The 11,800-nt window shown below is 64.5% G+C and carries 9 protein-coding genes; 6 read left to right on the top strand and 3 right to left on the bottom strand.

What is annotated here, in order from left to right; genetic code table 11:
- Positions 1-80: 80 nt before the first annotated feature.
- Genes HUV48_RS07090 through HUV48_RS07075 form a run of 4 tightly spaced genes read left to right on the top strand, consistent with a single transcriptional unit; the run spans position 81 to position 4,506 of the window.
- Positions 81-1,628 (top strand): sensor histidine kinase, encoded by a 1,548-nt coding sequence (locus HUV48_RS07090; RefSeq protein WP_176267084.1) that lies wholly within the window; start codon positions 81-83, stop codon positions 1,626-1,628.
- 60 nt (positions 1,629-1,688) lie between these two features.
- Positions 1,689-2,186, top strand: a complete 498-nt coding sequence (locus HUV48_RS07085; protein ID WP_176267083.1) for a hypothetical protein — start codon at positions 1,689-1,691, stop codon at positions 2,184-2,186.
- A gap of 8 nt (positions 2,187-2,194) precedes the next feature.
- Positions 2,195-2,962: an ATP-binding cassette domain-containing protein gene (locus HUV48_RS07080; protein ID WP_176267082.1), complete on the top strand. Its 768-nt coding sequence runs from the start codon at positions 2,195-2,197 to the stop codon at positions 2,960-2,962.
- On the top strand, positions 2,959-4,506 hold the full coding sequence (locus HUV48_RS07075; RefSeq protein WP_176267081.1) for an ABC transporter permease/substrate-binding protein: 1,548 nt from the start codon (positions 2,959-2,961) through the stop codon (positions 4,504-4,506). The genes HUV48_RS07080 and HUV48_RS07075 overlap by 4 nt, the downstream gene beginning before the upstream one ends.
- Here the strand turns inward: HUV48_RS07075 and HUV48_RS07070 are convergent.
- Positions 4,503-5,585: a class I SAM-dependent methyltransferase gene (locus tag HUV48_RS07070; protein ID WP_176267080.1), complete on the bottom strand. Its 1,083-nt coding sequence runs from the start codon at positions 5,583-5,585 to the stop codon at positions 4,503-4,505. The genes HUV48_RS07075 and HUV48_RS07070 overlap by 4 nt on opposite strands.
- Entirely contained in the window at positions 5,582-6,484 is a 903-nt protein-coding gene (lgt, locus tag HUV48_RS07065) for a prolipoprotein diacylglyceryl transferase (protein ID WP_225871564.1), read from the bottom strand. The genes HUV48_RS07070 and lgt overlap by 4 nt, the downstream gene beginning before the upstream one ends.
- A 165-nt stretch (positions 6,485-6,649) precedes the next feature.
- Here lgt and HUV48_RS07060 point away from each other — a divergent pair, with 165 nt between their 5' ends.
- Positions 6,650-8,335: a class I adenylate-forming enzyme family protein gene (locus HUV48_RS07060; RefSeq protein ID WP_176267078.1), complete on the top strand. Its 1,686-nt coding sequence runs from the start codon at positions 6,650-6,652 to the stop codon at positions 8,333-8,335.
- Positions 8,336-8,351: 16 nt separating this feature from the next.
- On the top strand, positions 8,352-11,111 hold the full coding sequence (locus HUV48_RS07055; RefSeq protein WP_176267077.1) for a [protein-PII] uridylyltransferase: 2,760 nt from the start codon (positions 8,352-8,354) through the stop codon (positions 11,109-11,111).
- A 3-nt stretch (positions 11,112-11,114) separates the two neighbouring features.
- Here the strand turns inward: HUV48_RS07055 and HUV48_RS07050 are convergent, their stop codons facing one another.
- Positions 11,115-11,777 carry a YggS family pyridoxal phosphate-dependent enzyme gene (locus HUV48_RS07050; RefSeq protein ID WP_176267076.1) on the bottom strand — a complete coding sequence of 221 codons (663 nt, stop codon included), beginning with the start codon at positions 11,775-11,777 and terminating at the stop codon, positions 11,115-11,117.
- Positions 11,778-11,800: the final 23 nt, after the last annotated feature.

The following is an 11,800-nucleotide window of genomic DNA, read 5'->3' as shown; positions in this document are numbered from 1 at the left end:
GACTGCATACCGGCGTGCCCCACGCTTTGCTTGGCGTAAGGCAATTGTAATGACGGCGAGCCGCGTTAATGAGGCACATCATGCAAGCAGATGACCTTCTCCCCTGGCCGACAGGCAAAGCGCCGGACGCGCTGTACTGCGAGGAGGCGAACCGGCTCTCCATTCTTGAGCAGTACGGGCTCGACGCGCTGGAGAACGATCCGGAGCTTCGTCAGATCACCGCGTTCACCGCGAAAGTGTGCGGTGCACCGATCTGCCTCGTCTCCCTGGTCGAGAAGGAGCGGCAGCGGTTTCTGGTTCGCGAGGGGCTGGAAGAAACCGAAACGCCGCGCCCTACGTCGTTCTGCGCGCACGCCATGCTCGAACCCGAACCGATGATCGTGCCCGATGCGCAGCAGGACCCACGGTTCACGGGCAATCCGCTGGTTTTGGGTCAGCCTCACATCCGGTTCTACGCGGGCGCTCCGCTCATAAGCCACGAGGGCGCACCGCTGGGTTCGCTGTGCGTGATCGATACCGAGCCGCGCCCCGAAGGCCTGACCGAACTGCAAGTGAACGGTCTTATCGTCATGGCAGCCTCGGTAATGCGGCGGCTTCGGCATCGCCGCGAAGCGCTGGCGCAGCAGGCTATTCTGCAAGTCGAGGAGCGGCGCCTGCGGGCGATAGCCGACAGCATTCCCGATATCGCCTTCTCGCTCAGCCGCGAGGGCAAGATCGACTATCTCAACCAGCGCTTCAGCGAAGTCGTCGGCGACGTGAAGGTCGAAGTGGCGACCGACTGGTTGCCCCTCATCCACGAGGACGAGCACGAGGGCATGTATGCAGCGTGGAAGGCCGCGTACAAGGCGCTGCAACCGTTCGAGAGCGAATTTCGCTTGAAAACGCGAAGCGGCGAATGGCGCTGGAACGTAGTGCGTATCCTCCCCTCCGATGCCGAGGACGGGAAGGAAAACCGCTGGTTCGGAACGATCACCGATATCCACGACAGCCATAGCGAATCCGAAAACCGCCAGCTTCTGGCGCGTGAATTGTCGCACCGGATCAAGAACATCTTCGCGGTGATTTCGGGCCTCATCTCGATGCGGGTGCGCAAGCACCCCGAGCTGGCGGAATTCGCCGCCGACCTCAACGCGATGATCCGCTCGCTCGGTCATGCACATGATTATGTCAATCCGCTCAACGAAAATGCCGGTCACAGCCTGCACGAACTGCTGACCGACATGCTGGCCCCCTACGGAGCGAAAGGGGAGAACAAGCTGCGGATCGACGGCGACGCGCGGCAGCGGATCGGGGAACGGGCGGCCACGCCGCTGGCGCTGATCTTCCACGAGCTTGCCACCAACTCCGCGAAATACGGGGCCTTGTCGCACGCGGACGGCTACGTTCAGATCGACGTTTCGTCCGCTACCAACGAAGCGCAGGACGGCGATGCCGACAGGCTGAAGATCCGCTGGAGCGAACCGGGCATTGCACCGCCAGCGGACGAGTCCAGCGAGCGCGAGGGCTTCGGCTCCCGCCTGCTGCGCATGTCGGTGCAGAACCAGCTCGGCGGGGAAATGACCCGCACCTTCGATACCGACGGTCTCACGGTGGACCTCGATTTTCCGGCGCAGTCGATTTCAGGCTGACATATTGCTAGCCTACGTATTGCAGATTTTCACGGCAGCACGGGACCGAGCTTGAGCACCATGGGATCCAGAACCATTCTCGCCGCCAGCACAGCGGCCATGCTACTTTCAGCCTGCACGCAGCAAGGCGACGAAACCGCGGAAGGCGAAGAGACCGCCGCCGTGGAAACCGCGCCGACAACCGCAGCCGACGTGGCGAGCGGCGATAGTGCACCCGCCCCGGAACCGCTGAACGAGTTCTCGGGAACGGCATGGCGCGCGATCGGCGAGGACGGAGCGCGCTTCACCACCTACCTCGATGCGGACGGAACCTACCGCGACCTCCGCAACGGCGATTTCTACCAGACCGGGGGCTGGAACTTCGACGGCGAGGAAATCTGCTTCACGCCCGAAAACGAAAGCGACCGGGGTGATTGCTGGAGCCCCGGCGTGCTGCGCGACGACACGGTGACGATGTCGCGCGGCGACGACTTCAATATCGAACTCGAAAAGGTCGAATATACGCCGCCCGATGAGGACACCGAAGCCCATGAAGAAGCGGGCGGCGAAGAGAACTGACCGGCCCCGTGCCTGACAGCGCGACGCCGGCACTTGAATGGCGCGGTGTTTCGCGGACTTTCGGCGATGTGCAGGCCGTGGAAGACGTATCGGTCGCGGTCGCGGGCGGCAGCTTCACCGCACTGGTCGGCGCGTCAGGATCGGGCAAGTCGACGCTTCTCAAGATCGTGAACCGGCTGGTCGAGCCCGACAGCGGGAAGGTCTTCGTCCATGGACAAGACACTAGCGACATGCCGCGGTCCGTTTTGCGCCGGCGGATCGGCTACGTTTTCCAGCAGATCGGGCTTTTCCCGCACATGGACGCTGGACAGAACATCGGCATCGGCGCGCGGCTTTCGGGTAACCGCCTTCCGCCAGAGCGGATCGCTGAACTCCTGGAACTCGTGGAACTGGACCCGCAGATGGCGGCAAGGATGCCGCAGGAATTCTCCGGCGGACAGCAGCAGCGCATCGGGGTTGCCCGCGCGCTCGCGAACGAGCCGGAAATCCTGCTGATGGACGAACCCTTCGGCGCGCTCGACCCGCTGACCCGCGATGCTTTGGGGCGGCGGGTGCGCGCGCTGCACGAGCGGCTCGGCTTGACGAGCGTGATGGTGACGCACGACATGGCCGAAGCCTTGCTGCTCGCCGACCGGGTGCTGGTAATGGACGCGGGGCGCATCGAGGCGGACGAAACGCCTGCATCACTGCTGGCCGGCCGGGGCGGTGCAATCGCACAGGCCATGGTCGCCGTACCGCGCGAGCAGGCGAAGCGATTGTCGGCGGTGCGCGAATGAACGCGATCGTCGATGCGCTGCTCGGGCTGGGCGACGAGTTCGCCGCCCATGTGCTGCTATGCGCAGCGGCGCTGGGCCTCGGCATCATAGTCGCCCTTCCTCTCGCAGTCTGGGCCAGCCGGTCCCCGACCGTCGCCCGCGGAACGCTCGGTTTTGCGAGCCTCGTCCAGACGATACCCGCACTCGCACTGCTGGCCCTGTTCTTCCCGATCCTCCTGAGCCTGCGCGCGGTATTCGGCGAAGGCCTCCCGACGCTCGGGTTCCTGCCGGCTCTGCTCGCGCTGGCGCTCTACGCGCTTCTGCCGATCCTGCGGAACGCGGTGACGGCGCAGGCCAATCTCGATCCCGGCGTCATCGAGGCTGCGCACGGGGTCGGCATGAGCGACTGGCAGCGACTGCGACTGGTCGAGGCACCGCTGACCGCGCCTTACATCATGGGCGGCATCCGCACGGCAGCGGTATGGACGATCGGAGCGGCCACGCTGGCGACGACCATCGGTCAGAAGAGCCTCGGCGATCCGATCTTCGCGGGGTTGCAGACGCAGAACTGGGCGCTTGTGCTTGCAGGCTGCATCGCGAGCGCCGGGCTCGCGCTGGTTGCCGACGGGCTGCTCGGCCTCATCGAGAAAGGCTTCGCCAAGCGCAACCGGACCCTGTGGCTCGGCGGCGCGATTGCCGTCGCGCTCGGCATCGGCGCTGCGCTCTGGGGACCTGCCATTAGCGCCATCGCTGGCGACGAGGACGAGCGCATCGTGATCGGAGCGAAGAGCTTCTCCGAACAGTTCATCCTCGCGCGGCTCATCGGGCAGAGGCTCGAAGCCGCCGGCTACGAAGTCGCTTACCGCGATGCTCTGGGTAGTGCCGTCGTTCACGAGGCCGTAACGACGGGAGCGATCGACATCGTGGTCGACTACACCGGTACGATCTGGGCCAACGAACTTGGCCGGACGGACAACCCCGGCCGCGAGGAAATGTACCGCCGCATCGCCGGATACGAACGCGAGACCAGCGGAACGCTGGTGCTAGGGCGGCTCGGGTTCGAGAATGCCTACGCGCTCGCCATGAACGGCGAGAAAGCGAACGTTGGCGGGTTCACGAGCCTCGAGGATGTCGCGGCGCGGGGCCAGCGAATGGTCATCGGCGGCGATCCCGAATTCTTCGAGCGCCCCGAATGGCTCGCGGTGAAGGAGGCCTACGGGCTCGACTTCGCGCGGCAGCGGACCTTTACCCCGACTTTCATGTACAATGCGCTGCGTTCGGGCGAGGCCGACATCATCAGCGCCTACACCTCCGACGGACGGATCGCGGCGGACGGCCTCGTGGTGCTGGAAGACCCCCGCGGCGCCTTTCCCAGCTACGATGCCATCCTGCTCATCGCGCCGGACCGTGCGGATGACGCTCGCCTGATCGCAGCGCTGCGCCCATTGATAGGAGCAATTGACGTGGAAGCCATGCGTGCGGCGAACCTCGCAGTGGACCGGCAAGAGGACAAGAAGACACCCGGCGAGGCGGCCCGGATGCTGGCGGAAGAGATCGGGCTCTAGGCGAAACCCGCAGGCTCAGCCCAGCGTTCGCCGCTCGCTGTAACTGCCATCACCTTGAACAGCTCGCCCATCGCTTCGGGCGCTAGCAGGCGGCGATGCTCGCCTGCGATAGCCTGCGCGCGCTCAGGATCGGCTGCGGCAAGGGCCTGCGCGCGAGCCGTAATCCCGAGCCGCTCGAGAAACGCTCCTTGCGTGCCGGATTGCACCCGCGCGGATCCGTTACGACGCATCGCGGCTTCCAGCGCGGAGAAGGCGACGTGCGCGGTCAGGTCCGCTGTGCCGGGCGCTTCGAGCGGATCGACCTTCCTATGGGCCCGCACCGCCTGCAGGCTCGACCCGGTGCGTTCGGCGAAATAGCCGTAGTCGATGAACAGCGCCGCGCCGCCCTGCTCTTCCAGCCGCTCGGCAATGCCGCCCGCCCATGCCGCCGCGCCTGGGCATACCTCGACGATCGTGCCCTCCGCCGCAGCTTTCATCTCGTCCGGGACTGCGGCATCCATCGGCTTGTCGCCGGCGACGAACACGAACCGTTCGTCCGCATCGAGCGCGACCATTCGCTCGCGCCAGCCCGCCTCGGTTTTTACGAGCTGGCGAATAGGCAAAGCATCGAAGAACTCGTTGGCGATTATGAGTAGCGGCACGTCGCTCGGCAGGCTGTCGAGGTCGTCATGGAACTGCACCGAGGCGATGCTGCCCGACTGCACCTTACGCAAGGCTGGTGACCCCTCGACGAAATGCACCGGCGGCGTCAGGCCGAAGCGCGCCATCGCCCGAAGCGCGTCCTTCGCGAGTGTGCCCCGCCCCGGACCGAGCTCGACATAGGCAATGTCCGGCGATCCTGAACGCTGCCAGAAATCGGCGCACCACAGTCCGATCATCTCTCCGAACATCTGGCTGATTTCGGGTGCAGTGGTGAAGTCACCTGCCGCGCCCAGCGGATCGCGCGACGCGTAGTAGTGCGCGTTGCTCTCTCCGAAGTAATGCAGCAGCGAGATCGGACCGGATTGCCGGATCAGGCGGCAGAACCGCGCCGTCAGGTCGCTTGGCGGAGCACCCGGCGCAGGCGCCGGATCGCTCATGCCGCGGCCGATTTGGCCTGCTTCGTTCCGGCTCCGACGACGGGCGGCTTCATCAGCGCGTACACCACGACGGTGATACCTACCGCGATCATCGGCAGCGAGAGCCACTGTCCGCGCGACAGGCCCGTTTCGGTCACTACGTAAGCAAGGTAGGCGTCGGGCTCGCGGAAGAATTCGTTGACGAAGCGCGCACCCGCGACGCCGATGGTGAAGACGCCGACGAGCAGGCCGGGCCGGTAACGCGCCCGCGTTTTCCAGAACAGCGGCAGCAGGATGACGATTAGCAGCAGCCCTTCGAGCCCTGCCTGGTACAACTGCGAGGGATGGCGGCCCACTTGCAACGGATCGGTCGGGAACACCATCGCCCACGGCACATCGGTCGGCCGGCCGTAGAGCTCGCCGTTCATGAAGTTGGCCAGACGGCCGAAGAACATGCCGAAGGGCACGTTGACCGCGATGTAATCGCAGATACGCAGCCAGTTCAGGCCGCCGCGCACCGCGACCCACGTGATGGCGAGCAATACGCCGATCACGCCGCCGTGGAAGCTCATGCCGCCGTCCCATAGCCGCAGCAGGTCCCAGCTGATGAACTCGCTATCGGTGAAGCCGGTGAACAGCTCCGGCTTGTAGAATGCCGCATAGCCCAGCCTTCCGCCCAAAATGATGCCAAGCGTCGCATAAAAGAACAGGTCTTCCGCGTGCTGCTGCGCCATGGGGGCGCCGGGCGCCTTGATCATTTTCGTGAGATGCCAATATCCCAGAAGGATACCGCCAAGATAGGCGAGCGAATAGAAGCGGAGCTTGAAGCCGCCGAACAGCTCTATCCCGTCGCGCAGGCCGAGTTCGGACCACTGGATCGGCTGTGCGGTCGCCAGCACATCGGTCAGGAAAGACAGCAAAACGGCAGTTCCTCGCGTGAATTCGCGTCCCTCCAAGGTCCGCTGAGCCGCCTATGGCATAGCAGACAAGCGGCGAAAAGCCCGCTACGCTTCAACTAGGCGATTGCGATGCCCGGCACGAGGCGGCAAGGCAGCATAAAACGAACAACCAGGAGAGTGACACCAATGCCCACCGATCTCGATCAACAGATGGTCCGCATCATGGACACATTGACCAGCCCCGGCCAACTGTTCGAGACCGTACCGGCGCAGCGCGGCGGCGTTACGATGCCGGCCTTCAAGAACGCTCCGCCCAGCCTGTTCCACTATTTCGCCTATTACGCGAACCAGCACGGCGATGCGACCTTCCTCGTCGACGGCGACCTGCGCCTGTCCTTTGCCGAGACCTTCATGGCCGCCCGGCAGGTAGCGGCAGGTCTCATCGCGCGGCATAACGTGCAGAAGGGCGACCGCATCGGCATCGCGGCGCGCAACTCGGCGAACTGGGCGATCTGCTATCTCGGCACGATCATGGCGGGCGGCTGCGCAGCGCTCCTTAACGGCTTCTGGTCGGGCGAGGAACTGGCGGAAGGCGTCGACCTTGCGCAGTGCTCCATCGTCCTCGCCGACGAGGACCGCGCCGCGCGGCTTGAGGGCCATGAGCACGGCGCAAAGGTCATCGTGTTCGGTCACGGCGGCAAGGTCGAAGGCGATCTCGCGGCAATCTGGCCCAATGCCGAGCAGGCGAGCACCCCGCTACCCGAACTGGGGCCGGACGACCTCGCGACTATCCTCTATACGTCCGGCTCGACCGGCAAGTCCAAGGGCGCCTACTCCGACCATCGCGGCGTGCTGCACGGAATCATGAGCTACGCCGCACAGACGGTGATGAGCCTGCATATCCTGACCGAACGCAACGAAGCGCCGAGCGCGCCGCCCTCCGCCCTTGTTGCGGTCCCGCTGTTTCACGTGACCGGCGAGATACCGCTGTTCCTGCAAAGCTTCGCCATCGGCCGCAAACTCGTGTTCATGCCGAAATGGGATGCTGCCGAGGCGATGCGCCTGATCGAACAGGAGGAGATCAGCTATTTCGTCGGTGTTCCGCTGATGAGCTACGAAATGGCGACGCATCCCGACCGCGACAAATACGACCTCTCGTGCTGCAAGAGCTTTGCCGCGGGCGGCGCGCCCCGTCCGCCCGAACACGTGACGAAGATCAAGGAAGCCTTCCCCGAAGGTTTCCCGCTGCTCGGCTACGGCCTTACCGAAACCAATGCGGTGGGCTGCGGCAATCTCAATGAGAACTACATGGCGAAGCCCGGCAGCACCGGCCAGCCGAGCCGTCCGCTCGTCGATCTCGCCATTCTCGACGACGACGGCAACCCCCTGCCGCAAGGCAGCGTCGGCGAAGTCTCGATCCGCTCGATCGCCAACTTCCTCGGCTACTGGAACAACCAGGAGGCGACGCGCGCCGCCTTCACCGACGATATGTATTTCCGCACCGGCGACCTCGGCTATCTCGACGAAGACGGCTACCTCTTCATCGTCGACCGCAAGAAGGACATCATCATTCGCGGCGGCGAGAACATCAGCTGCATCGAAGTGGAAGAGGCGATCTACGCCCACGAAGATGTAGCGGAATGCTCCGTCTTCGGCCTTTCAGACGAACGCTACGGCGAGATTCCGGCGGCGGTCTACTACACCAAACCGGGCCGCGAACTGACGCCCGATGCGCTGACGAGCTTTCTCGAAGATCATATCGCAGCCTTCAAGATACCCGCGAAGCTGTGGCGAGCCGAAGAAGCCCTGCCGCGCCTCGGCACGCAGAAAATCGACAAGATCTCCGTCCGCAAGCAATTCGCGAACGCCTGAGCCGCCGACCGAAACCATGAACCGCATCCGCATTCCCGATCAGCGCGCGATCATCGACCGCCGCGAACTGGCGAGCCAGATCGCCGCGCTGCATGGCGAGAGTGACGGGGATGCGCGGCGGGAAATCGTCGAGGCGCTGAAGCAAGCATTGGAAGATGGGCGTGCGGAACTGCGGCGGCGGCTCGACGAGAAACCATCCGCCGGACACGCTTGTACGGGCGGCTTCTCCTTCCTGGTCGATCAGCTTATCCGCGTGATCTACGACCACGTGACGGAGGCGGTTCATCCGCTCGCGAACCGCACGTCGGGTGAGCGGCTGACCCTGGTCGCGGTCGGCGGCTACGGACGCGCGGAAATGGCGCCGCATTCCGACGTCGACATCGCGTTCATCACTCCGCACCGCCGTACCCCGTGGTGCGAGCAGGTGATCGAGACGATGCTCTATTACCTCTGGGATCTCGGCCTGAAAGTCGGACATTCCAGCCGCACGCTCGAAGAAATGGTCAGGATGTCGAAGGAAGACCTGACCATCCGCACCGCCATGCTGGAGGGGCGCTACCTCTGGGGCGATCAGGAACTTTACGATGAAGCCGCGAAGCGCTTCCGCCGCGATGTCGTTGCGGGAACGGCGCGGCAATTCGTCTCCGAGAAGCTCGAGGAGCGCAACCAGCGGCACAAGCGCATGGGCGACAGCCGCTATGTCGTCGAACCGAACGTCAAAGACGGCAAGGGCGGGCTGCGCGACTTGCAGACGCTCTACTGGATCGGCAAGTACATTCACGGCGTGCGCAGCGCCTCGGAACTGGTCGACGTGGGCCTGCTTACCAAGGCGGAATACCGCAGCTTCCGCCGGGCAGAAGGGTTTCTCCTCGCGGTGCGGTGTCACCTGCATCTGCTCACCGGGCGCGCCGAAGACCGGCTTACCTTCGATTTCCAGCGCCAGATCGCGGAGCGCATGAACTTCGCCGAGCGCCCCGGCCAGGCGCCGGTCGAACGTTTCATGCAGTTCTATTTCCTGCAGGCGAAGCGGGTCGGCAGCCTGACCGGTGTCTTCCTCGCGCATATCGACGACGAGCTTGCGCAGAAGCGTCGGCGCACCGGCCTCCTCGCAGGCTTCAGTCCCAAGCCGCGAATGCTGAAGGGCTACCGTGTGTTCGGCGGGCGGATCGCCGCGCCCGGCGACGACTGGTTCAAAAGCGATCCGGTGCGCCTGATCGAGATTTTCCAGATCGCCGAAGCGGAAAGCCTCGAAATCCACCCTGAAACCATGCGCCAGGCGGACCGTGACAGTGGCCTCATCAAGGACGAGGTGCGCCGCGATCCCCGCGCCAACGCGCTGTTCCTGGAACTGCTTGCAGGCCGGAACGATCCGGAAATGGTTCTGCGCTGGATGAACGAGGCGGGGGTGTTCGGCCGGTTCGTGCCCGATTTCGGCCGCGTCAATGCGCAGATGCAATTCGACATGTACCACCACTACACGGTCGACGAGCATACCATTCGCGCGATCGGCCTCCTGAACAAGATCGAGAAGGGCGAACTCGCCGAAGACCATCCGCGCGCAACGCGGCTCATTCACAAGGTCGCCTCCCGCCGGGCTGCCTATGTCGCGGTGCTGCTGCACGACATCGCCAAGGGGCGCGGCGGTGACCATTCGATCCTGGGCGCGGAAATCGCGCTGGAACTGTGCCCCCGCTTCGGGTTGAGCGATGCCGAAACCGAACTCGTCAGCTGGCTGGTGCGCGAGCATCTGCTGATGAGCGCGACCGCTTTCAAGCGCGACCTGACCGACCCCAAGACGATCGAGGACTTCGTCGAGCGCGTGCAGGGGCTGGAACGTCTGCGTCATCTCGCGATCCTGACTTCGGTCGATATCCGCGCTGTCGGGCCGGGTGTTTGGAACAGCTGGAAGGGGCAGCTTCTCGGGCAGCTTTACGATGCCGCGCACGAGCGGTTGCGGCTTGGCCACGTACAGGAAGGCCGTGTCCCGCGCGTCGCGGCGAAGAAGCGGACGGTCGCGGAGCTGCTGGACGACAAGAACGGCCTGCTAGACCAGGCGGAACAGGTTTTCGACGACGCCTACTGGATCGCCGAGCCCGAAGACGTGATCGCGCTCAATATCGTTCAATATGCGGCGGCGCGCGAGCAGAAGCACAAGCTCTCGGTCCACTGCGAATATTACGAGGCGCGTGGCGCCACGCTGGTCACGGTCATCGCCGCCGATCATCCCGGCCTGTTCTACCGGATCGCGGGCGGCATCCATCTTGCGGGCGCGAACATCATCGATGCGCGCATTCATACCACGCGCGCCGGTTGGGCGGTCGATAACTTCCTCGTGCAGGATCCGGTCGGAAAACCTTTCCGCGAGCCGTCGCAATTGAAGCGGATCGAGGACACGATCGCCGACGCACTTGCGAACCGCATCGAGCTCGCTCCGAAACTGGCGCAGCGACCGCTGCCCCGCACCCGTGCGAATGCGTTCGACGTGTCGCCGCGCGTGGTGTTCGACAATACTGCATCGAACCGATTCACGGTAATCGAGGTCAATGCCCGCGACCGCTCTGCGCTGCTCAACCGCCTTGCGCGCACGCTGTTCGAAGCGCGGTTGATCGTGCAGTCTGCGCATATCACCGCCTACGGGGAGCGCGCGGCGGATACGTTCTACGTCACCGACTTGACCGGCGACAAAATCACCGAAAGCAGCCGGCTGTCGCGGCTCGAGAACGAACTGCTCGACGCTGCCAGCGACCAGCGGCAGCGCGAGATGGAAGACGCCTGAGACTTAGCCGCGCGCGCCGAACAGCGCCGTGCCGACACGGACGTGCGTGGCGCCGAGCATGACCGCGGTCTCGTAATCGCCGCTCATTCCCATGCTCAGACCTTCAAGGCCGTTCTCGTCGGCGAGCTTGCCGAGGAGCGCGAAGAACGGCGCGGGTTCGATGTCGGCAGGCGGAATGCACATCAATCCGGCGAGCGGGATCTCCGCCTCGCGCGCTGCGGCAACCAGTTCGGCCAGTTCGGCGATCGCAACGCCGCCCTTCTGATCCTCGCTGCCGATGTTGACCTGGATGAAGCACGGCACTTTACGGCCTGCTTTCTCGAAGGCTTTGGGTAGCGCCTTGACGAGACTCATCCGGTCGAGCGAGTGGATGCAGTCGAACAGCGCCGCCGCATCCTCCGCCTTGTTCGACTGAAGCTGGCCGACAAGGTGCAGTTCGATGCCCTCGTAGCGTTCGCGCAGCGGCGGCCACTTGTCCTGCGCTTCCTGCACGCGGTTCTCGCCGAAGACCCGGTGCCCCTCGTCGAGGAGCGGGACGATCGTTTCCTCGCCGTGCTTCTTGCTCACCGCGATCAGCGTCACGTCGTCAGGTTCGCGCCGCGCGATCCTGCACTGTTTGGCGATATTGGCGCGCACCATTTCGAGGGGAGTTTCTGTCTTTTCCATCACGCGCCGCTATAGCGTGTCCG

It is taken from the genome of Qipengyuania atrilutea, assembly GCF_013370205.1.
Lineage (GTDB): Bacteria > Pseudomonadota > Alphaproteobacteria > Sphingomonadales > Sphingomonadaceae > Actirhodobacter > Actirhodobacter atriluteus.
The sequence above is the reverse complement of the archived record's forward strand: the minus strand, read 5'-3'. Positions and strand labels throughout refer to the sequence as shown.

Coding starts and splice junctions, on each gene's coding strand:
- HUV48_RS07090 (WP_176267084.1), top strand. CDS start 81: ATGCAAGCAGATGACCTTCTCCCCTGGCCGACAGGCAAAGCGCCGGAC.
- HUV48_RS07085 (WP_176267083.1), top strand. CDS start 1,689: ATGGGATCCAGAACCATTCTCGCCGCCAGCACAGCGGCCATGCTACTT.
- HUV48_RS07075 (WP_176267081.1), top strand. CDS start 2,959: ATGAACGCGATCGTCGATGCGCTGCTCGGGCTGGGCGACGAGTTCGCC.
- HUV48_RS07070 (WP_176267080.1), bottom strand. CDS start 5,585: ATGAGCGATCCGGCGCCTGCGCCGGGTGCTCCGCCAAGCGACCTGACG.
- HUV48_RS07060 (WP_176267078.1), top strand. CDS start 6,650: ATGCCCACCGATCTCGATCAACAGATGGTCCGCATCATGGACACATTG.
- HUV48_RS07055 (WP_176267077.1), top strand. CDS start 8,352: ATGAACCGCATCCGCATTCCCGATCAGCGCGCGATCATCGACCGCCGC.
- HUV48_RS07050 (WP_176267076.1), bottom strand. CDS start 11,777: ATGGAAAAGACAGAAACTCCCCTCGAAATGGTGCGCGCCAATATCGCC.